This window comes from Asticcacaulis sp. AC460 (assembly GCF_000495795.1).
GTDB lineage: Bacteria > Pseudomonadota > Alphaproteobacteria > Caulobacterales > Caulobacteraceae > Asticcacaulis.
In genome coordinates, this window is the sequence record NZ_AWGD01000003.1 from 57,193 (window position 1) to 77,980 (window position 20,788).

At 63.5% G+C, this 20,788-nt stretch carries 21 protein-coding genes; 9 read left to right on the forward strand and 12 right to left on the reverse strand.

What is annotated here, in order from left to right:
• Positions 1-18 precede the first annotated feature (18 nt).
• A complete protein-coding gene (locus tag ABAC460_RS49495; RefSeq protein ID WP_023451658.1) occupies positions 19-192 on the reverse strand; it encodes a hypothetical protein in 174 nt (57 codons plus the stop codon).
• Between the two features lie 215 nt (positions 193-407).
• On the opposite strand from ABAC460_RS49495, the gene hisS reads away from it, so the two are divergent.
• From hisS to ABAC460_RS26840, 3 genes are all read left to right on the forward strand, one after another.
• On the forward strand, positions 408-1,892 hold the full coding sequence (gene hisS, locus ABAC460_RS26830; protein WP_023451659.1) for a histidine--tRNA ligase: 1,485 nt from the start codon (positions 408-410) through the stop codon (positions 1,890-1,892).
• A 447-nt stretch (positions 1,893-2,339) separates the two neighbouring features.
• Positions 2,340-4,457: a M13 family metallopeptidase gene (locus ABAC460_RS26835; RefSeq protein ID WP_023451660.1), complete on the forward strand. Its 2,118-nt coding sequence runs from the start codon at positions 2,340-2,342 to the stop codon at positions 4,455-4,457.
• Between the two features lie 59 nt (positions 4,458-4,516).
• Positions 4,517-4,744: a hypothetical protein gene (locus tag ABAC460_RS26840; RefSeq protein ID WP_155914548.1), complete on the forward strand. Its 228-nt coding sequence runs from the start codon at positions 4,517-4,519 to the stop codon at positions 4,742-4,744.
• 397 nt (positions 4,745-5,141) lie between these two features.
• Here the strand turns inward: ABAC460_RS26840 and ABAC460_RS26845 are convergent, their stop codons facing one another.
• Positions 5,142-5,345 (reverse strand): hypothetical protein, encoded by a 204-nt coding sequence (locus ABAC460_RS26845; RefSeq protein ID WP_023451662.1) that lies wholly within the window; start codon positions 5,343-5,345, stop codon positions 5,142-5,144.
• 243 nt (positions 5,346-5,588) lie between these two features.
• On the opposite strand from ABAC460_RS26845, the gene ABAC460_RS26850 reads away from it, so the two are divergent.
• Positions 5,589-6,215, forward strand: a complete 627-nt coding sequence (locus ABAC460_RS26850; RefSeq protein ID WP_023451663.1) for a TetR/AcrR family transcriptional regulator — start codon at positions 5,589-5,591, stop codon at positions 6,213-6,215.
• A gap of 15 nt (positions 6,216-6,230) precedes the next feature.
• Here ABAC460_RS26850 and ABAC460_RS26855 read toward each other — a convergent pair whose 3' ends face one another.
• The 3 genes from ABAC460_RS26855 to ABAC460_RS26865 all read right to left on the reverse strand — a co-directional run bounded on the left by ABAC460_RS26855 (position 6,231) and on the right by ABAC460_RS26865 (position 9,512).
• A complete protein-coding gene (locus tag ABAC460_RS26855) occupies positions 6,231-6,599 on the reverse strand; it encodes a hypothetical protein (RefSeq protein ID WP_023451664.1) in 369 nt (122 codons plus the stop codon).
• 34 nt (positions 6,600-6,633) lie between these two features.
• Positions 6,634-7,266: an energy transducer TonB gene (locus ABAC460_RS26860; RefSeq protein ID WP_023451665.1), complete on the reverse strand. Its 633-nt coding sequence runs from the start codon at positions 7,264-7,266 to the stop codon at positions 6,634-6,636.
• Positions 7,267-7,397: 131 nt separating this feature from the next.
• The gene (locus ABAC460_RS26865; protein ID WP_023451666.1) at positions 7,398-9,512 is read right to left on the reverse strand and encodes a M13 family metallopeptidase; all 2,115 of its coding nucleotides are present in this window, start codon (positions 9,510-9,512) and stop codon (positions 7,398-7,400) included.
• A gap of 193 nt (positions 9,513-9,705) precedes the next feature.
• Here ABAC460_RS26865 and ABAC460_RS26870 point away from each other — a divergent pair, with 193 nt between their 5' ends.
• Positions 9,706-11,586: a cation:proton antiporter domain-containing protein gene (locus tag ABAC460_RS26870; protein WP_023451667.1), complete on the forward strand. Its 1,881-nt coding sequence runs from the start codon at positions 9,706-9,708 to the stop codon at positions 11,584-11,586.
• A 51-nt stretch (positions 11,587-11,637) separates the two neighbouring features.
• Here the strand turns inward: ABAC460_RS26870 and ABAC460_RS26875 are convergent, their stop codons facing one another.
• The 5 genes from ABAC460_RS26875 to ABAC460_RS26895 all read right to left on the reverse strand — a co-directional run bounded on the left by ABAC460_RS26875 (position 11,638) and on the right by ABAC460_RS26895 (position 14,680).
• Complete coding sequence (locus tag ABAC460_RS26875) at positions 11,638-12,012, reverse strand: hypothetical protein (RefSeq protein WP_023451668.1); 375 nt, start codon at positions 12,010-12,012, stop codon at positions 11,638-11,640.
• A gap of 125 nt (positions 12,013-12,137) precedes the next feature.
• Complete coding sequence (locus tag ABAC460_RS26880; protein WP_023451669.1) at positions 12,138-12,902, reverse strand: prephenate dehydrogenase/arogenate dehydrogenase family protein; 765 nt, start codon at positions 12,900-12,902, stop codon at positions 12,138-12,140.
• Positions 12,903-13,073: 171 nt separating this feature from the next.
• A complete protein-coding gene (locus ABAC460_RS26885) occupies positions 13,074-13,769 on the reverse strand; it encodes an EF-hand domain-containing protein (protein ID WP_023451670.1) in 696 nt (231 codons plus the stop codon).
• A gap of 151 nt (positions 13,770-13,920) precedes the next feature.
• Positions 13,921-14,352, reverse strand: coding sequence for a DUF805 domain-containing protein (locus tag ABAC460_RS26890; RefSeq protein ID WP_023451671.1), 432 nt, complete (start codon positions 14,350-14,352; stop codon positions 13,921-13,923).
• A gap of 124 nt (positions 14,353-14,476) precedes the next feature.
• Positions 14,477-14,680 carry a hypothetical protein gene (locus ABAC460_RS26895; protein ID WP_023451672.1) on the reverse strand — a complete coding sequence of 68 codons (204 nt, stop codon included), beginning with the start codon at positions 14,678-14,680 and terminating at the stop codon, positions 14,477-14,479.
• Between the two features lie 217 nt (positions 14,681-14,897).
• Between ABAC460_RS26895 and ABAC460_RS26900 the strand changes: the two genes are divergently transcribed.
• Both ABAC460_RS26900 and ABAC460_RS0124075 read left to right on the forward strand, forming a co-directional pair.
• Positions 14,898-15,533 carry a hypothetical protein gene (locus ABAC460_RS26900; RefSeq protein ID WP_023451673.1) on the forward strand — a complete coding sequence of 212 codons (636 nt, stop codon included), beginning with the start codon at positions 14,898-14,900 and terminating at the stop codon, positions 15,531-15,533.
• 4 nt (positions 15,534-15,537) lie between these two features.
• On the forward strand, positions 15,538-16,347 hold the full coding sequence (locus ABAC460_RS0124075) for a LytTR family DNA-binding domain-containing protein (protein ID WP_023451674.1): 810 nt from the start codon (positions 15,538-15,540) through the stop codon (positions 16,345-16,347).
• A gap of 171 nt (positions 16,348-16,518) precedes the next feature.
• Here the strand turns inward: ABAC460_RS0124075 and ABAC460_RS26905 are convergent, their stop codons facing one another.
• Both ABAC460_RS26905 and ABAC460_RS26910 read right to left on the reverse strand, forming a co-directional pair.
• The gene (locus tag ABAC460_RS26905) at positions 16,519-17,835 is read right to left on the reverse strand and encodes a GAF domain-containing protein (protein WP_023451675.1); all 1,317 of its coding nucleotides are present in this window, start codon (positions 17,833-17,835) and stop codon (positions 16,519-16,521) included.
• Positions 17,832-18,293, reverse strand: coding sequence for a hypothetical protein (locus ABAC460_RS26910; protein ID WP_023451676.1), 462 nt, complete (start codon positions 18,291-18,293; stop codon positions 17,832-17,834). Before ABAC460_RS26910 ends, ABAC460_RS26905 begins: the two co-directional genes overlap by 4 nt.
• 130 nt (positions 18,294-18,423) lie before the next feature.
• Between ABAC460_RS26910 and ABAC460_RS26915 the strand changes: the two genes are divergently transcribed.
• The gene (locus ABAC460_RS26915) at positions 18,424-19,014 is read left to right on the forward strand and encodes a hemerythrin domain-containing protein (protein WP_023451677.1); all 591 of its coding nucleotides are present in this window, start codon (positions 18,424-18,426) and stop codon (positions 19,012-19,014) included.
• Positions 19,015-19,019: 5 nt separating this feature from the next.
• Positions 19,020-20,633, forward strand: coding sequence for an Ig-like domain-containing protein (locus tag ABAC460_RS48045; protein WP_023451678.1), 1,614 nt, complete (start codon positions 19,020-19,022; stop codon positions 20,631-20,633).
• Positions 20,634-20,788 lie beyond the last annotated feature (155 nt).

Here is a 20,788-nt window from a genome sequence, read left to right on the forward strand (position 1 = left end):
CTGGCGGAAATCAGGCCGTCAGTACTTGCCAGCCGCGCGTTGCGCTTCGGTCCGGCACTCGATGCCGCCGCTGCAACCGCCGTTGTCAAAAGCCATAAATGCCCAGGCGACAGCTCCGATGAGAGCCATGGCGCCAAGTGTGGCAATTACAAAACGCTGTGCACTTTCCATTGCATGGGAACGCTTGCTCATAGTTTTGCCCTCCTTTAGGGAAGCTTTATTTATACCACCTTTCCGCCACATTTAACAGCGGTTAACGAAAATTTTTGACGCCGGTGTCAAAATACCGATGCTCCGACAAATTCCCCTTTAAGGCGAACCGTTTGCGGCGCCTGCGATGCGCTGCCCCTACGGCGAACCTGCGGCCTTACCTTGTTCTTTAAGGCGGTATGGGCTAAGGCGCAGGCATGACCGATCAAGCTCCCGAACCAACATCAGAATTCCGCCCCGAAGCGCGCTCGCCGCGTGGTTTCGCCGACAAACGCGCCAGCCAGATCGCGCTCGAACGCCGTCTCGTCGAGACGGTGACGAAGGTCTATGAAGACTTCGGTTTCGAAGCGCTGCAGACGCCGGCCTTCGAATATGCCGATGCGCTGGGTAAGTTCCTGCCCGATTCGGATCGCCCCAATGTCGGGGTGTTCGCCCTGCAGGACGATGACGACCAGTGGATGGCCCTGCGCTACGACTTGACCGCGCCCCTGGCCCGCTTCGCCGCTCAAAACTGGGACGGCCTGCCCAAGCCGTTCCGCCGCTATGCCTTCGGCCCGGTCTATCGCAATGAGAAACCCGGCCCTGGCCGCCTGCGCGAATTCATCCAGTGCGACGCCGATACCGTCGGCACCGACCGGCCCGAGGCCGATGCCGAAATCATCGCCCTGGCCGTGGCCGGCTTCAAGGCCGCCGGCGTGCCGGCCCTGCTGCGCATCAATAACCGAAAACTGCTCAACGGCCTGCTGACCAGTCTCGGCGTCGCCGGCGCCGATCAGCAAATGGCCGTGTTGCGCGCCATCGACAAGCTGGACCGCTTAGGCATTCCCGGCGTCGAACTGTTGCTGGGCAAGGGCCGCAAGGACGACAGCGGCGACTTTACCAAGGGCGCGGGCCTGGCCGATTCGGCTATCCGCCCGGTGCTGGACTTCGTCATGGCAGCGGAAGGCGGCGCGGCGCGTTCGCTGGTGCTGCAGCGCCTGGGTAACGTCCTGGCCAACTCGCCGGAAGGCCAGGCGGGCCTCGAAGACCTGACGCGCATCGACACGGCGCTGACGGCGCTTGGGGTCTCGGACGAAGCGGCGGTGTTCGAACCGTCGATCGTGCGCGGGCTGGAATATTACACCGGCGCCGTGTTCGAAGCCGAACTGCTGCTGGAAACCCGCGACGAAAAGGGCGAGATGGTCCGCTTCGGCAGCGTCGGCGGCGGCGGCCGCTACGACGACCTGGTGGCGCGCTTCACCGGCGAGCGCGTGCCGGCGACCGGCTTCTCCTTCGGCGTTTCGCGTCTGGCCGCGGCCCTGCGCCTGGTCGAAGGTGAAAAGGCCAATGCCGCGCGCGGTCCGATCGTCATCATCAACTTCTCCGAATCGGACATGGGCGCCTATTTCCAGTTGGCTGCCGAGATCCGCGCGGCGGGCATGGCGGCCGAGGTTTATCTCGGCCGGTCGGGCATGAAGGCCCAGATGAAGTACGCCGACCGGCGGCTGTCGCCGGCGGCGGTGATGATCGGCGGAGACGAGCTGAATAATGGTACCGTTACCATAAAAGATCTCGATTTGGGCCGGGATCTGGCGTTGCAAATTAGTGACAACAAGGCTTGGCGCGAAGGCCGTCCAGGGCAGGTGACCCTGCCTCGCGCGGAGGCTATCAACCATTTGAAATCCATCGTGAAAAACGACTGACACCGCTGTCAATTTGTGAGCGATTTTTGACCGATTTTGTTGAGCTTGTTACCAACTTGCCGTAGGGTCAAAATAATTTTGACACGATGTGATAAATCGCAGTTGACATGGTAGGCAAAAATCTGGTTATTGCCGTCTCAAGAGAACGGAACTTCTCCCGTAGAGAGAAGTCAGTTCCGGCGTTTCGGGGAGGAAACGCTCGCTTAAAACAAAACAGAAAGCTCGCCGCGCGGTATCCCCCTCGGCGAGCTTTTTTTTGCGCCTAAATGCGGCCAATTTTGACTGTGGTGTCAAATTTGGTGGCGTGGTCAAATCTTTCCCAAAAACCGCTGCTTCAACGCATTAAGAAAATTTCATGATACAATTGGTTGGATTTGTATCAATGTCGTCACCGGCTGTTATCCTGGCGCCGGGGACCCTGAGTGCGCCTATTCCGAAAGACCCAATATGCGCACACTTCGTACCCGCCTGCTCGCCTCGGCGATGATCCTCGCTCTGCCGCTGACCGCCCTGCCGGCCCTGGCGGAAATCTCGCCGCCAACCTCCGAAATCTCCCACCGCCTGGTGGCCGATCCCATGCCCGGCGCCGCCGAGCCTGCCACTCCGCCGCAAGCCAAGCGCTACGGCACCTGGGGCTTCGCGATCGACGGCATGGACACCGCGGTTGAGCCGGGTGACAGCTTCTTCGAATATGCCAACGGCACCGCGCTCAAGAACATGCAGATTCCGGGCGACCAGCCCAGCTACGGCAGCTTCAACATCCTGTACGACCTGTCCGAAGTGCAACTGAACGCCCTGATCACCGGTCTGGCGGGCCGCACCGACGTGACGGGCGAAGACCTGAAGATCGCCGACATGTACCGCAGCGCCATGAACCGGGACCTGAAGAACCAGCGGGACGTGGCGCCGTTCGCGCCGCAACTGCGCCAGATCGCCGGCATCAAGACCAAGGCCGAGATGGCCGCCTATATGGGGTGGACCTCCAAGGGCTTCGGCTCGTCCTTCTTCAATGTCTTCGTCTATGACGACGCCAAAAAACCCGGCTACTATGCCCTGCAGATGACCCAGAGCGGACTGGGTCTGCCGGACCGCGACTATTATCTGTCGGACACCTATGCCGACAAGAAGGCGGCCTACCAGAGCTACATCACCGACCTGCTGCGCATGGTGGCCTATCCGAACGCCGAAAAGGCGGCCGCCGATATCGTCGCCCTGGAAACCGAGATCGCCAAGGTCCATTGGACCGCGATCGAGAGCCGCGACGACACCAAGACCTACAACCCGATGGCGCTGAAAGACCTGAACGCCTACGCCCCGGGCTTTGCCTGGGATGGCTTCTTCAAGGCCGCCGGCGTCGACAAGGCGCAAAAGGTGGTGGTCGGCCAGAACACCGCCGTGCCGAAGATCGCCAGGATCTACGCCGATACGCCGCTGGAAACCCTGAAGGCCTGGGAAACCTTCCGCGCCGCCGACCAGGCCGCCGCCTACCTGTCGGACCGCTTCTATTCCCGCCGCTTCGACTTCCGTTCCGGCGAGCTGTACGGCGTCCTGGAACAGCGGCCGCTGTGGAAGCGCGCCATCTCGATCACCGGTGAGCGCATGGGCGAGGCCCTGGGCAAGGCCTATGTCGCCGACTACTTCCCGGCCGACTCCAAGGCCAAGATGGAGGGCCTGGTCAACGACCTGCTGGGCGCCATGAAGATCCGCATCGAAAACCTGACCTGGATGAGCGCCCCGACCAAGGCCAAGGCGCTGGAGAAGCTCAGCACCTTCGGCGTCAAGATCGGCTATCCCGACGAATGGCGCTCCTACGCGGCTCTGGAGGTCAAGCCCGACGACCTGTACGGCAATATCGAACGGTCGTCGGCGTTCGAATGGGATTACCAGCTCGCCCGCATCGATAACAAGATCGATCCGGGCGTGTGGGAAATGAACCCCCAGGACGTCAACGCCTACTATTCGCCGACCAAGAACGAGATCGTCTTCCCGGCGGCTATCCTGCAGCCGCCCTTCTTCGATCCGCAGGCCGATCCGGCCGTCAATTACGGCGCCATCGGCGGCGTGATCGGCCACGAAATCACCCACGGCTTCGACGACCAGGGCCGCCACTACGACGCCGAGGGCGTGCTGACCGACTGGTGGACGGCCGAGGATTCGGCCAAGTTCGACGCCGAGGCCAAGATGCTGGGCGCCCAGTACGACGCCTATGAGCCCCTGCCGGGCATCCATATTCAGGGCGGGCTGACCATGGGCGAAAACATCGCCGACCTGGGCGGCATCCTGCTGGGCCTGGACGCCTACAAGCTGTCGTTGAAGGGCCAGCCGTCGCCGGTCCTGGACGGCTTTACCGGCGAACAGCGGGTGTTCCTGGGCTTCGCCCAGGCGTGGCAGACCAAGTACCAGCCCGACCTGATCAAATTCATCGTGGCCTCCGACCCGCACTCGCCGGACATGTTCCGCGCCATCGGGCCGGTGCGCAATGTCGACGCCTGGTACGACCTGTTCAAGGTCAAGGCGGACGATACCTACTATGTCAAACCCGAGGATCGTGTAAAAATCTGGTGATTCCCCCAACAGACCGTCCCGCCTAGGACGGTGGCGCCCGGAGAGCCTGTTGAGGACCTGTGAAACGGTTGTGGACCGTGGTCAGCCTGGCCGCCACCTTTGGCGGTCTGGCCGTGACCGTTGTGACCTTTGCCCTGTTCTGCTGGCTGGCCAGCCGGCCGGACGGGCTTGAGTTATTGCTGGACTCGCCCTGGGGCGGGGGCCTGCTGGCGGCGTTTGTGATCAGCGTGCTGTCGGGCCTGGCCGGCGTCGGCGGCCTGTTGATGGCGCAGCAGAAGCAGGGGTGAGAAAACCGGAGAGGACCCAACTCCTCTTCTCCACTTGTGGCGGGGCTTTCGGATCTCACATCTCACCACGCGTAGAATGCCTTATTTTTTATACTCCCCCGTTATACGGGGGAGGTGGCTGCAAGCGTTAGCGCGCAGTCGGAGGGGGGATTTCTTGGCGCCAAGCCTTGCAGAATATAGGCGTAGATGACGGAAGCACCGGAGGGCCAAATCCCCCACTGTCTTATTTGCTTACAGCAAATGATCCACCTCCCCGTATAACGGGGAGGGATAAGTTATTTATATTTCTGGCTTTTTTCAGGGTTCGTCATCAGACGCCAACTCGGAGGGCACGGCCACTGAGATGTGTGAATCCGATAGGCGACCTGGGGTGGAGAATTTTGCCGACTATCTGCCTTTAAACCGGATCCATATCGCGGCGGATACGGCCCGCGTCCGACGCGCCGTCGGTCGGCTTGTAGTTCAACAGATTGGCCAGGTCGGCCGTCAGCTTGTCGGCGTTTTGCTTCAGCTGCGGGTTGGCTTCGATGCCGTGAGCCATGGCCTGATAGGACGCAACGCAGGCCAGCACGGACACAACGATCAGAATCAGACGCTTCATGGCTCCGCCTCCTGCGGAAGGTGTGAAGATTGGAGGGATGAAGGCTTACGTGGCCACCTTCACCCCTCCTGGTTTTTAGAAATCCCCCCCAGATCCCCCCGGGGGTGTGAACAAACCGCTTCATCACCGGGGCTTTTGGTGATATGAACGTCGTTCACAATTGTCTTGTAGCATAATTTGAACTGCGTTCAATAGAAAAAATGAACGTCGTTCAAAAAAAATTACACAGAAGAGCCCACGATCATGGCCCCCAAAACCGCCACACTTTCGACCGTAACCCCCACCACCCTGTCCAAGCGCCAGGCCCAGCTCGAAGCGCTGATGGCCGCCGCCGAAAAACGCATCTGCGACTCGGGCCTGCAAAGCCTGAAGGCGCGCGACCTGGCCGCCGATATCGGCATTGCGCTGGGCGGGCTTTACAACATCGTCGCCGACATGGACGCCCTGCTGCTGCTGGTATCGTCCAAGACCCTGAAACGCCTGGGTGAGGCAGCGACCGAACGCACCGGCCATCTACCCCTGGCGACGCGCGAGGAGGCGATCGAACGGCTGGTGGCGGTTGCGCACACCTATCTCGACTTTGCGCGCAGGAACCTGCCGCTGTGGCGGATGATTTTCGAGCTGCGGCTGGATTCGCCCCTGCCGGAATGGGCGGCTCAGGACCAGTTACGCCTGTTTCGACATATCGCCGAGCCGTTGAGCGTCATCATGCCCGACCTAGACGCGCGGGGTTTGACGATCCGGGCGCGGACCCTGTTCGCTGCGGTGCACGGCATTATCTCGATCGGCCTGGAAGAGCGCCTGATCGCCGTGCCGGTGCAGAAGCTGAGCGACGAAATCGCCTGGCTGACCCGGGCGGCGTGCCGGTAAGACCGGAGCGCCTGTCTAAGGCGACCACTTGACCGTGGAGCGGCCGACGCGGCCGGGCTCACCATAGGCCTTCTGGGTGAACAGTTGGTAAGCGACGGAGGCTTCGCCGAAACCATAGCCTCTTGGGTTTTCACTGACGATCGCACAGGCGGAATAGCGCGCGTTCTCACCGACGACGCATTCGACGGTGGCCATCCCTTCGACCTCATCCTCTCGCGCCCGTTCCGGCATCAGGTCGTTATAGGTCGCACTCTCGGTCAGGTCGGGAAAATCGGCCACAGTATAAAAGCGCACGTCGGCGGGCAGCGGCGGTAAGGTCTCGGCTGCGCCGGCGGATACCAGGCCGGACAACCCCATCACCAGGAGGGCGACAGGCAGCTTCATGGGCGAACCTCTTTTCAGCCGACGCGACGACACGTCAAAACGCCCACTTCATGGTCATCTTCTGCACAGCACCGCGAGGTTGCGTGGTGCGCATACCCGACAGGAACCAGGCTGCCGTCGCTTCACCGAAGCCATAATCTTTAGGGGCTTCGGACAGGACGGCGCACCGTTCGTAGCGGCCGTTTTCCCCTACACGACAGTCGATGGTAACCGTACCTTCGATTTCCTCCGTCCGGGCCTTTGGCGGATAAAGGTTCGTTGTATCCAGAGTCTCGGGCAGGTTTGGAAAGTCCGCCAGGGTATAGTATTTCAGCTCGGGATTGGGCGGCCTGTATTCGAAGCTCTGTTCCCGCCACAATCCGGGCAAGCCGCCCCAACGGCCCTGGGTCAGGAGCGTTTTCATCGCCGCTTCGGCAAAGCCCGCACCCGCGGGCGTTTCTTCAACTATGTAACACTGGCTGTAGCGCCGGTCGTCCGCGATGAGGCAACTGACGGTCGCCGCACCTGTCTGCGTTCCGTTATCCAGGTAAGGCGCGGCCTGAGGCGCGTCGGCCGGAAAATCCGCCCGTGTGTAAATCCTGGCGTCCGGCGGCGGATCGAACGCCGAAGCCTCCGACGCAGCTGTCATCGCAACAACCAGGGCCAATACGGCCGAACGGATCTTCATGATTAGCTCCCCCTGCATGTCTTGAGCCTAACATGCAATCCTCTTCCCACACAATAAGAACCGGCCGACGCGGGGTTCCGCACCGACCGGCACTGTCAGGTTTCCGGGTGCAGGGTCCGCGACCCTGCCTGCTACCAGATGCGGACGCGGTCTTCCGGCTTCAGGTAATACTTGCCGTCCACCACCTTGAAGGCTTCATACCAGGCGTCGATATTGCGCGACGGACCGATGGAGCGGAACTCCGCCGGCGAGTGCGGATCGACCGACAGAAGCTGGATCATGGTCGCGTCGCGGCGCTTGGAACGCCACACCTGGCCGGCCGCCAGGAAGAAGCGCTGGTCGCCCGTAAACCCGTCCAGAACCGGTGCCTCCGCGCCCTTCAGCGAGATATGGTAGGCATCCAGTGCGATCAGCAGCCCGGCCAGGTCGGCCAGGTTTTCACCCATGGTCAGCCCGCCCTGGACCTTATGGTCCGGCACCGGCTCATAGGCATCGTACTGGGCGCCCAGCTTGGTTGCCTGCTCGGTGAACTTGGCGGCGTCCTCGGCGGTCCACCAGTCGGTCAGTACGCCGTCGCCGTCATAGTTGCGGCCCTGGTCGTCGAAGCCGTGGCTGATTTCGTGGCCGATGACTCCGCCGATGGCGCCGTAATTGACCGCCGGATCGGCATTCGGATCGAAGAAGGGGGGCTGCAGGATGGCGGCCGGGAAGACGATCTCGTTATAGGTCGGCGAGTAGTAGGCATTGACCTCCTGCGGCAGCATGCCCCATTCCAGCGGATCGACCGGCTTGTCGACCTTCGACACCTGGAAGGCCCAGTCGAAGGCGCTGGAGCGCGCCATATTGCCGTACAGGTCGCCGGCGTCGATGGTCAGGCCGGAATAGTCGCGCCACTTGTCGGGATAGCCGATCTTAACGCCGAACTTGGAGAGCTTTTCCAAAGCCTTGGCCTTGGTGTCCGGCGACATCCAGGTCAGGTTGCCGATGCGGACCTTCATGGCGGCCAGCAGGTCGTTGACCAGGGCCTCCATCTTGGCCTTGGACTCCGGCGGGAAATATTCCGCCACATAGGCGCGGCCCAGGGCCATGCCCAGCGAGCCTTCGACGGCCGAAATGGCCCGCTTCCAGCGCGGACGCTGCTGCTGCTGGCCGCCCAGTTCCTTGGACCGGAAGGTCCAGGCGGTGCGGACGAAACGCTCCGACAGGTAGGGCGCCGCCTGGTCGATGGTGCGGAAGGTTTCCCACGCTTTCAGGGTTTCCAGCGGCGTGTCGGCAAAGACCTGGGCGATCTTCGGGAAGGCGGTGTTTTCACCGACCACCACCTTGGACGCGGTGTCCAGCTGCGCGCCCTTGAAATAGGCCGCCCAGTCGAAGCCCGGCGCATATTTGGCCAGTTCGGCGCGGGTGAAGGGGTTGTACATCTTCGTCGAGTCGCGGCGTTCGGTGCGCGTCCACGACACTTCGGCGATCTTCGTCTCCATGGCGACGATGTCCTTCGCCGCCTGGGTCGCGTCGGGATAGCCGACCAGGCGCAGCATGTCGGCGACATAGATCTCGTACTTGGCCTTCTTGTCGGCGAAGTTGTCCTTCAGGTAGTAGTCGCGGTCGGGCAGGCCCAAGCCCGACTGGCCCATATTGACGACATTGACGTTGGGGTTCTTTTCGTCGGCGGCGACATAGGCGCCGAAGAAGGACGAACCGAAGGTGCCGGCGCTGCGGCCCATCCAGGCGGCCATGTCCGACCGGGTCTTCACGCCGCGGATCGAGGCCAGCAGCGGCGCCAGGGGGGCTGCGTCACGGGCTTCCACGGCCTGGGTATCCAGCATCGACTTGTACATGGCGGCGATCTTGGCCTCGTCGCCGCTCAGGTCGCCGCGCGTCGCCAGGCCTTCGATGATCGCCTGGGACCGCGCTTCTGCCAGGTCCAGCAGCTTGTAGGCGACGCCGTACGACGTCTTGTCGGCCGGGATTTCCATAGAGTCCAGCGCCTTGCCATTGGCGTAACGGAAGAAGCTGTCGCCGGGCTTGACCGAGGTATCCATGCCTTCCAGGTCGACACCCCAGGCGCCGAAGCGCGGCGCCGCGGTCAGGTCAGTCCCGCCGGCATCCTGAGCGAGAAACGCCTCCAGACCGTGCAGCGGCCGTTGGGTGCGTTCGGCGGCGAGGCTGTTGTCGACGGCAAAAGCCGGGGCGGCGGTGACGACGGCCAGGGCGGTGGTCACGGCAAGAAGCTTGAGGATACGCATGCGAGGCACTTCCGGTTGGAATTGAAACTTTCCCGCCACCCTATCGCCTTTGCCGTCGGGTGCAATGTGAAATTTTGTTCATCTTGTGGCGGGATGGGGCATGTTTTTTCAATTTTCGCCACTTTTGGGGTTACATTCGTGTGAGCCTTCCCCCATAACTTGAAAATCCACGGAAAACTCAAAAGGAATGCGCATGATCTCTTCCACCCCTGACCTGACCGATATGGCCACTTCCGTGGCGCAAACGGCCGGCCATACGGCGGGGGACGGCAATGGCGCCTACCTGTTCATCATTCTGTTTCTGCTGGCCTCGGCGGTGATCGTACCGATCTTCCAGCGTTACAAGATTTCGTCCGTCCTGGGCTTCCTTCTGGTCGGGGTGATGATGGGACCGGATGTCTTCGGCCGTATTGCTGCCAACGTACCCTGGCTCGACGATTTCTCGGTCATGCAGTCCCATGCGGTGCATCAGCTGGCTGAGCTGGGTGTGGTCTTCCTGCTGTTCTCGATCGGGCTGGAACTGACGTTTGAACGTCTGAAATCCATGCGCCGGCTGATTTTCGGCCTGGGTGGCGCCCAGGTCATCCTGTCGGGCATCGTCCTGACCTGCCTGTTCGCGCTTCTGGGGGTCGGCTGGATCGGCGCCGCCATGCTGGGCATGGCCCTGGCCCTGTCCTCGACCGCCGTGGTCATCCCCGTCCTGGCGGATCGAAAAGCCTTGCGCACGTCGTCGGGCCGCTCGGTCTTCGCCATCCTGCTGGCCCAGGACCTCAGCGTCGCCCCGATCCTCATCACCGTCACCATGCTGGCCGGCGCCGCCAATGGCGCGTCCCAGGGGCTGGAAGGCCTGCTGGCCCTGATTCCCGCCCTGATCGGCATGGCCATCCTGGTCATCGGCGGCCGCTGGCTGCTGAGGCCGCTGTTCAACACCGCCGCCGTCTCCAACAGCCGCGAGCTGTTCATGGCCGCCTGCCTGCTGGTCGTGGTGCTGTCGGGCCAAGTGGCGGTCATGACCGGGATGAGCATGGCGCTGGGGGCCTTCGTCGCCGGCGTGCTGCTGGCCGAAACCGAATACCGCCGCGAGATCGAAGTCATGATCGATCCGTTCAAAGGCCTGCTGCTGGGCCTGTTCTTCGTCACCGTCGGGGCGCGGCTGGACGTCTCGGTCATCCTGGCCAATCCGACCCTGGTGATCGGCCTGATGTTCGCGCTGATCGCCATCAAGGCGGTCCTGGTCTATCCGTTGGCGCGGGCGTTCGGCCTGTCGCCGCGCAGCGCCGTCGAAACCGCCGCCGTGCTGGGGCCGGCGGGGGAATTCGCCTTCGTCATCATCGACGAAGCCATCGGTCATAAGGTGCTCGATTCCGGCTTCGGCCAGGCGGTGATCCTGGCGGCCATTCTGTCGATGTTCTCCATTCCCTTCCTGGCGGCGATCGCGAGCCGTATCGGCAAGAAGGTTCAGCCGCAAAAGACGGCCGAGGCGCCCGAGGTCATCTCCGAAGGTGAAACCGCAGCCCGGGTCATTGTCGTCGGCTATGGCCGCGTCGGCGCCCTGGTGGCCGACATGCTGAAGGAGCACAAGATCCCCTTCACCGTGGTCGACTTCAACCCCCAGGTCGTCCAGCGCGCCCGTACGGCTGGCATCGAAGCCTGGTACGGCGATGCTTCCGTGCCGGATTTCCTGGCGCGGATGGGGATAGAAAAAGTCCGCGGCGTGGTGGTGACGGCGTCCAATCCGGCCTTTACCGATCAGTGCGTCAAGGCCATACGGTCAGTCCGCGCCGACGTCCACGTCATCGCCCGCGCCCGTGACGCCGATCACGCTCAGCGCCTGTACCAGATGGGTGCGACAGATGCGGTGCCGGAAACCATCGAAGCCTCGCTGCAACTGGCGGAAAATACCCTGATCGACCTGGGCGTGCCCATGGGCCTGGTCCTGGCGTCGGTGCACGAACGCCGCGATGTCTTCCGCCAGATGTTCGGCATCCGCGGCGGCGGCGGCACGTCGGTGCTGCGCGCCGCCCAGGCGCGGGTCACCGGCAAGGATGAGGCGGTCGCCGAACCGGCGCCGTAGTACAGTGGTCTTTCATCCAGGAGTCGAGATCGACGACGTGCACTTAAAGGCTTAGATGCAGTACTGGTCCAGAAGGCCGTCGATATCGTCGGACTGCTGCTGGATCTGCTCCTGCAGTTCATTGAGTTCGCCGACCTGCGTGTCGCGTTCCGATGACGTCAGTTCGGAATCCTGAAGGATAACTTCGCGGTACTTGCCCAGCGACTCGTAAGCGCCGCCCAGTTCATCACCGGCCGTGCGCAGATGCGGGCAACTGTCGGCGATATTGCCGCCGTCGATAGCGGCCGATGCGGCATCCAGCGCGGTGTTGCTGGCTTCCAGATGCGCCAGTGTCTCGGCCTCGATGTCGCTGCGGTCGTCGGCGACGGCGGCGGTGGCGAACAGGCCGAGGGCCAGGGGCAGGATAAGGATGGCTATCGGGCGCATGGTGGCTCCGCTGTCGGTGAGGGACCTGGTTGTGCTCAGCCTAACACGGCGATCCGAGTGCGGCGAGAGTCATTTGGCAGCTTAGCACTCCACCGCCCGGGCGGCGAATGACAAAGCCTGTAAGCCTACTTCCCGTTGCCATCGTGGGCTTCCAGCCGATTGCGCAGGCCGTCGATCTCATGGAAGAAGCGGCGACGGACCTCAGCGGCAAAGGGATTGTCGCGTTCGATGCTGAGAAACAGCTCGTCGGAATCGCCGGCGACCAGGCCGATGCCCTGCATCAGCAGGTCGTAGGACCGCGTCGTATGCACGGTGGGCAGGGGCTCCAGCCCGGACATGACCTTGGCGATCAGGTGGGTCAGGCCCTGAACCGCGGCCAGGGCCTTGTCGTGCTGTTCCGGCGTCGCCACCGAAACCTTCAGGTCCAGGGTCTCGCGGAAGAAGCGCAGGATCGGGTTCAGCCGGCGGATACGCACCGGACAGACGACGATTTCCAGGTCATGAATGCCCTTGCGCGCCGATTGCGGCCCGAACAAAGGGTGCGTGCACAGGATGTAGGTGCTCTTGGGCAGGGCGGCTTCCAGCCACACGGCCGGCTTCATCTTGACCGAGCCGACATCGATGACCAGGGCGCGTGGATGGACCAGCGGCGCGATCTTCTCGGCCATGGCCTTCATGGCGCGGATCGGTACGGCCAGGATGACGATGCGGCAGGCGGCGACCTCTTCCAGGCTGGCCATGTAGACATTGTGCCGGCGGGCGAAGGCGCGGGCCGCGGGGCTCGGGTCGTAGGCATAGATGTCGAAATAGGGCGCCAGATGCTTGACGATCAGGCGGCCGAACGCCCCCAATCCGAACAGTCCCAGCTTGTCGACCCTTTTTTTCAGCACTGCCCCACCTGGCCTCTGTTTTGGAAAGCGCGCCCCTTAACACACGGCGTCAGGCGTGGCGAGACAAAACACGCCGCACGGGCGCGATTTCGGGATGTTTCTTGCGCAATTATCAGACCAGGCGCGAAGACGTGCCTCGGGACCCGCCGGAGCGGGGAAAAGATTTCCAGCCTATTCCGACGAACGGTCGTCACCGCGGTACTGGCGCTTCTTCTTCGGCTTGGTGTCCGCCGGGGCCTGGGCCGCGACCTGGGCCGGGGTGTTCATCAGTTCGTCGGCCGCGATCCCGCCATCGCCATTGACATCCAGGATGGCGAAGCGCTGCTCGCTGGCCGCCACCCATTCGGCGTCCGACACCTTGAAGTCCAGGTTGGAATCGGCGGCGCGGATCGGCTGGGGCTCGTCGATCAGGCTGTATTGCGACGCGCCCTGCACCGTCTTGACGTAGCGGTTCTGCATCGGGTTGCGCTCGATATCCATGGTCGGATCGGCCTTGCGGGCCAGGACCTTGGGCTGGCGGATGCGCGGATCGACCCGGGTGATTTCCGGCGCCAGTTGCGTCTCGTAGCGCGTATTTTCCGGGCTGTTGACGACCGTATCCCTGTTCTGGTCCAGCAGGATGAAGAAGGCCATGCTGTCGACCAGGAATTCTTCGTGGCTGATCTTTCCGTCCTTGTCACGGTCGGCCTGGGCGAACCAGGCCGCCTTGGGATAGGCCTCGCCCGTTTTGGCGCGGAAGGGCTGGCCCGAGGGCGAGAAGAAGATGTTCAGGCCCGCCGGCACCAGGGCGTTCTGCGCCATGACGTCCTGAGTCGTGGTGGCGCCGGCTGCGAGGACAAGAAGGGCGGTGGCGGCAAAAAGGCGCATCTGACAGCTCACATAGACTCTAGGAAGATCTGGGACTCGGGGAAAACCGGGGTAGGTCTAGGTGGGCTTTATGGTCAATTTCGGGCACGCCCGCAACCACGCTGTTGCAAAGGCGGGCGTGCCCGTGGCGATGGCTATTCGAAGGTCTTACCTACTCGAAGGTTTTGGCGATATTGGTCGGCCGCAGCGGATTGGGACCGTACCGGTTGGGCCCGTATTCGCTTCCGGTGCAGAAAAAGACCAACAGGACGATGCCGCCGAACGGAATGAAGGCGATCAGCAGCCAGAAGCCCGACTTGTTGGTGTCGTGCAGGCGCCGAACCGCCACGGCCAGTTCGGGCAGGAGCGTGCCGAGGTAAAATATGGCGATCAGAAGGATCGGGATTGCGGTGGCCGCGCCGGCGGCGTTGCTGTCATCACTGGCGCTGCCGACGATCGCGGCGATGATCCCGGCCAGGATGAACAAGCCAATTGCGACCAGAATCTGGAACAGGCGGAACCACCAGAATTCGGACCGCGAGGCGCGGCCTTCGAAATTGGCGTAATTATTGAAACAGGCCTTGACCGCTTCGACGAAACCCATGGCACAGCCCCCTTTTACGGCTTGAAATTATGCAGGGCTTTTCCGCCCGGCGGATGACCGGGGTTGGTATCGCCCCGTACCGGAGCTTGCCACGCTTTGGGGGGCTTTAAAAGAAGAAGGTTTTTCAGACCTTGTCGTCGAGGAATTCCCGGCGCACGGACGCCCAGATATATTCCAGAACCAGGAAATAGAAGGCGGTGCGGACATAACGGACCGTATCATAGACCGTATAGTGTTCGACCAGGATGGCGACAGCCAGGACAAAGCCCATAATGCAGCCGGCAATGATCAGGCGTCTCGGCTTCACCAGTTTTTCGACAAGGGTCATCTACGCGTACTCTGCTGTGAACATAAGAAAGAGATAAGGGAAGGTGTTAACACAACGCCCTTGTTAAACCTTTAACAGGCGCCGGAAAACAACGCAGCCATACCCCAAACGGGCGAAAACCGCCAGTCACATTTACAGCTTCCTTATTTCATCCCTGGGGCCGGGCGTTCGTCCCGGCGCGCTGGCGCGGCTACCCCGCCATCGTCATCGTGGCGCCATGCACAGTCTCAATACCCAGATTCATATCGTTTGCGGCGGCCTGGCCCTGGCGCTCGGCCTCGTCCCGCTGCTGTCGCCCAAGGGGCGCAGGCTCCACCGCCTTTTCGGCTGGTTGTTCGTCATCGCCGGCACCGGCCTCCTGGGCGCCGCGCTGGCCGGCATTCTGTTCTGGCCGCAACCGGGACCTCTGGTCATCGCCACGCTTTCGGCCGGGTACAACTTCGTTGGCGCCCTGCGCGCCCTGCCGCGGTTCCGGACCGCGCCGGGCGTGATCGATGCCGTCCTGGCCGTGGCGGCGCTGACAGCCTGCGCCTGGCTGATGCTGGCCATGGGGCGCGGCAACGCGTCGTGGCCGCCGGTTTTGGGCTACACCATCCTGGGCATGCTTTCGGCGATTGCCATCTACGACCTCAGCCGTCACCTGTGGGCCCAGACCTGGCGCACCCATGTCCGGGAGATCGACCATGGCCTGAAGATGACCGGCGCCTATTTCGCCATGATGTCGGCCGGGGCCGGTAGCCTGCTGCGCGACGGGCAGCCGTGGAGCCAGATCCTGCCCCAGGCGGTTGGAACGCTTGTGATGATCCTGTTTTTGGTGCTCCATATAAGGAAGGCACGGCGCGGACAGGGATGATTCCATGATAATCCGGCATTGGCCGGCGGCGATGGGGATAGCGTTTTTCCTCACGACCGTCGGCTTTGCTTCTTTGGCGATCATCGCCATCCGGCGCCAGTCGGGTGTCGACCTGCCGTGGACCCACGCCGTGCTGTGGCAGGGCCTGATTTACGGCACCTGGTGGCCGTTGGCCGGTCTTGTGAGCGTCATGGTTGCCCGGTTGGGCCTGAAGCCGAAGCTGTTCGCCATCCTGCATCCGGCGGGTCTGGTCTATGTCGCCGGCCATGCGCTGCTGGCGGCCTGGATCGACCACAGCTTCGGCGCGTCGGGCACGGTTGGGCAGGGCTGGCTGCATCGATTGCCGATCGATGTCCTGATCGCCACGGCCATTGCCGCCATGGTGATCGCGGTCGCCGCCTGGCGACTGGCCCAGGCCGAAGCGGCCCGGGCGGCCGAGCTGAACCGGGCCCTGGAGGCCGCCCGCGCCGCGGCGCCTCGCGGTGAAACGCCTCTCTTGGTGTCGGCCGGCAGCAAACGCGTGCCCGTCGCGGTCGCGGAGGTCGAATGGTTCGCGGCGGCGGCCAACTATGTCGTGGTCAACTGGAACGGCCGCGAAGGCCTGGTGCGTGAGACCCTGACCGCGGTTCTGGAGCGGCTGGACCCGGTGGTCTTTGCCCGGGCGCATCGCGGTGCGGTGGTCAACCTGGCGCGGGTGGCGTCGGCGCGGGCCCTGGACGACGGCGGCTGGGTCCTGGCGATGACCAGCGGCGCCGAGATCCTGGTCAGCCGGACCTACCGTGACGACATCCTCAAACGGCTGGGGCGGGTGTAAGTTTTAAGAGGAACACGGAAAACACCGAAGGCCGCTACGCGGCAACACTGAAGGCACGGAATTCCGGTAATTCAGTCTTTCGCGCGAATTTTAGTGTTTTCCGTGTCGCCGCGTAGCGGCCTTCAGTGTTTTCCGTGTTCCCTTCTTAGCATCCAAGCGCCGATGCGACGATCACACGGTCTCGATCTCCGGCCGGCCGTCGACCACCAGCCGCAGCCGCCCGCGTTCCAGCCGTTCCAGCCGGATCGGCGCGGCCTTCTCATCCAGGCGCTTCTTCAGCAGGATCAGCCTTGTCTCGAGATTGTCCTTCCATTCCGGCAGTTTCAGCGCCGGATCGCGGCGGATCTCGCGGTTGGAAAACACATCCTGTCCGGTCGCCTGCCAGGCGCTGACGAAACTGTGCAGGAGCCGGCCCGGCACCCCGCGCACGACATAGGCGTCATCGATAAACACGCTGTCGTCATAGGCATGGTACTTCAGCCGGATGACCGGTCCGTGCGCCACGACCGCCCGTGAAGCCGGCCCGGCGACACTCTGCTGCGCCTGCTGGTCGCTTAGTTTCAGCGCCGCCGCCAGATGCGCGGCCAGGATCGCCAGGGCGCTTTCGTCCTCATGCCGGAAGGCAAAAGCCGTTTCCGACTCGATGAAGACGACGCCGGCCAGTTGTCCCTGGCAGATCATCGGGGCGGCGATCTGACTGAGCGCGTCGTCCAGACCCGGCAGGGGAATGTGGCGCGGATCGGCCGCGTGCGCCGCTGCCACGGCTGACGCATAACGCTGGGCGCGGCGCAGATCGCTGATGCGCAGGGATTGCCGCACCGCCGCCGCCAAACCGATGAGACCTTCGCCTATGGCAACCTCGGCGCCGACACCTTCGCGGCCATAGCCGCGATGGGCGATGGCGCTCAGGGTGCCCTCTTCGCCGGGCGTCAGGATCAGCGCCTGGGCAATCCCGAACACCTGCTCGAGCCCGTCCAGAGCCGCTTCCAGCAGGGCGTCGGCATCGTCCAGTCCGGACAGGACCTGACAAACCGTGCTCAACCGCGCCAGATCGGCGCGCGGCGCCAGCCGGGGCGGCGTTCCGGTCAGCGGCAGGACGGGTTCGACCGGCGCCAGGCTGAGCACGCGATAGATGTCGGCGCTGCGCAGTTTCATGATGGCGAGGCCGTCATTGACCTTCAGCAGGGCAGACATACGTGCGAACAGCGGTCCGGCCTCCTCCGACCGGACATAGGCGATGTCCAGCAGATGCTGCTGTCCGCTGCGGCCGTCGACCACCATCAACTGCGCCGTATTCAGCCGGCGGACATTGCGCGTCGTCTTGGAAAAGAACTGGTTCGACAGGGCGACATGGCCTTCGTCGACATAGTGGACGTGGGACAGATACGAGACGTTGGGCACCCCGGCCTCATCCAGCGTGGCGATGACCGAGGGGATAATGCCTTCCAGGCTGCTGCGGATATCCCCGAGATGCAAACCTGGGCTCATGCTTCGACATCCGTTACGGCGCTGCCGGCGCGCGGGCCGGGGGTCTGCAGGAACAGCGAGTCGGGCCGGAAGCGGACACAAATCAAACCCCCGAGGGGAAAGGTGTGCGACAGCGGCTCCAGGGTCACGCCCAATCCGGCCATCACGGTCAGCATGTCGTCGACATAGGCGGCTGGACCGCTGTCCGCCGCAACCGGCGTGACGGACACAATCCGTCCCTTGATCTGGTAGGACCTGTAGTCCGCCGGCGCCGTAAAGGTCGCTGCGATCAGCCCGCCCGGCGCCGCCGCCTCGACCGCGTTCACCCATTGCCGGCTGATGTACAACTCGACCTCGCCGTCCGGGGTGACGCGGCTGCCGGCCGACCGCGCAATCGCCGCGCCGTCGCCGCGGCGCACGGCGGCGATGATCATGACCTGGCCTTCGACGTGGCGGACGATATCGGGTGTCAGTTGCAAGGTTGCCTCGTACCGTTGCCGCACCCTACGACGGCGCGTTTCGTTTAGGAAGAACCGCTTAGGAAAGATTTAGGAAGCTTAGGGAAACCGTCCGCCGTAGAGCCGCCTCCACCATAAAAGGAGACGATCTATGAACGATTTGAGACTGGAAGCGGGTCTGTGCGACCTGAATGGCCGCCACGACCTGTACGGCTTTATCCATAAGGGCCTGCGCAAGGCCCAGGCCGAGATGCTGGTGCGCCTGGGCAACGAAGACATGGTCACCGAAGGTGGCCGCCGCACCCTCAACGACCTGCGCCGGCTGCTGGCCCTGGCGGCGCTGCACATCAAACACGAAGAGACCTTCGTCCATCCGCATATGGAGGATGCCGGTTTGCTGGAGCGCCAGCACGACCACCACCGCACCACCTTCCAGCGTCTGGAAAACCTGATCCGCGGCATCGAAGGCGCGCCGTCGGCCCTGGTCCCTGCCCATGCTCGCCGCCTGTATCTCGCCTTCGGTCACTATGTGGCGCAGGACCTGCTGCACATGTACGAGGAAGAGACCGTTGCCCAGCCGCATCTGTGGGCCGCCATGACCGACGCCCAGATCGGCGCCGTCGAAGGCGCCATCATGAACTCGGTCAGCCCTGACAACATGGCCGCCTTCATGGAGATGATCATGCCGGCCCTGACCCCGGCCGAGCGCGCTGCCGTGCTGGCCGTTGAAGTCCAGGGGTAAACACCATGATACTTTTGGGAACCGGAGGCCACAACCGCCTCGACGGCGGCGACGATGCCGACCAAATCCTGGGCGGCGCCGGCCACGATACGGTCTATGGCGGCGGTAACGACGATATAATTGACGGCGGCACAGGCAATGATGTCCTCAGCGGTGGTTACGGCCACGACGCCATGGACGGCGGCGCGGGCCATGACCGGATGGACGGTGACGGCGGCACCGACATCCTGATCGGCGGCACCGGTAACGACACGCTGAACGGCGGGGATGGCGAGGACTATCTCTGCGCCGGCTTCGACGGTGATCGCCTGATGACCAACTGGGGCGCCGACCGGTTCGATGGCGGTGCGGGCCTGGATACCGCCATCCTGTTCCGTGGTGCGGCGACGGCGGCCATTCGCTTCGACCTGCGTGACACTTCGGTGGCGCAGGTGCTCGACAACGGCGCCAGCGTGGTCAATATTGAGATGGTGTCGCTGTTTACCGGCCGTGGCGCCGATAGCCTGATCGGCGGCGCCCGCAACGATACCTACTTCGCCGGCGCCGGCAATGATACGCTCGATGGCTGGCACGGCGACGACCTGCTCTACGGTGAGGCGGGCAACGACCTGATCCAGGGCGGCAATGGCGACGACCACATGAACGGCGGCCTGGGTCACGATACCCTCGCCGGTGGCGCGCAGAACGACATCCTGACCGGCGACAGCGGCGAAGACCTGCTGACCGGCGGGGCAGGTGACGACCGGATCGACGGCGGCGCCGGTATCGACACGGCCGTCTATAGCGGCAACAAGGCCGACTATGAGGTTTATCGCGGCGGCGACGGCGACGTGGTCCTGCGCGACCTGCGACCGAATGCAGACGGGACCGACACCCTGGTCCTGGTCGACCGGCTGGCCTTTGCCGACGGCACCGTCACCATGGCGCACATGCTGGCGCGCGGCCGTGCACCGGTGGCCCAGGCCGACGTCGTTACCGTGTCCGAGGATGGCGTGGCGAAGGTCAATGTCCTGGCCAATGACAGCGACGATGACGGTGATACCCTGTCCGTGGTCTCGGTCACCGCGGCCGATCCCAATCTGTCCGTGGCCTTCACCCGGGCCGGGCAGGTGACGGTAACGCCGGGCGCGGCCTATCAAGCCCTGGGCGCCGGCCAGAGCCTGCTGACCACGGCCGATGTCGTGATCCGGGATCCCTACGGCAATACCGGCCATTCGGCCCTGTCGATCATCGTCACCGGCGCCAATGACGCGCCGAAAGCGGCCAACGACGCCCGCAGTATCGGCGAAGACGCCGGGCCGACCACCATCAACGTCCTCGCCAACGACCGCGACCCCGATGCCAATGCCCATCTGTTCGTCTCGGGGCTCGATCTCGGTTCGACCTTCGGCGCGGTGACGATCAACGGCGACGGCACCCTGTCCTACGATCCGGGCCGCGCCTTCCAGTACCTGGCGGCTGGCGAGTGGGCGACCGACAGCTTCGCCTATACGGTCAGCGACGGCTACGGCGGTCAGTCGACGGCGACGGTGACCCTCACCATTGCCGGTGCCGACGAACAGATGGCGATGGCCGTCCCTGATGCCATGGCGGGATGGGATATGGCTGTCTGGGGATGACGGAAGGGTACCGGGCGCTCTTGAACTGTGTTCACATGTGCTTGACAAATGAAACCATCTGGTGCATCAGCCGCCACCTTTGCGGGCAGAAGAAACGACCGGTCGCCGGTTATCCCTGCCCGCGGCCAGTGGCTTATCCCCAATATCATACCCGC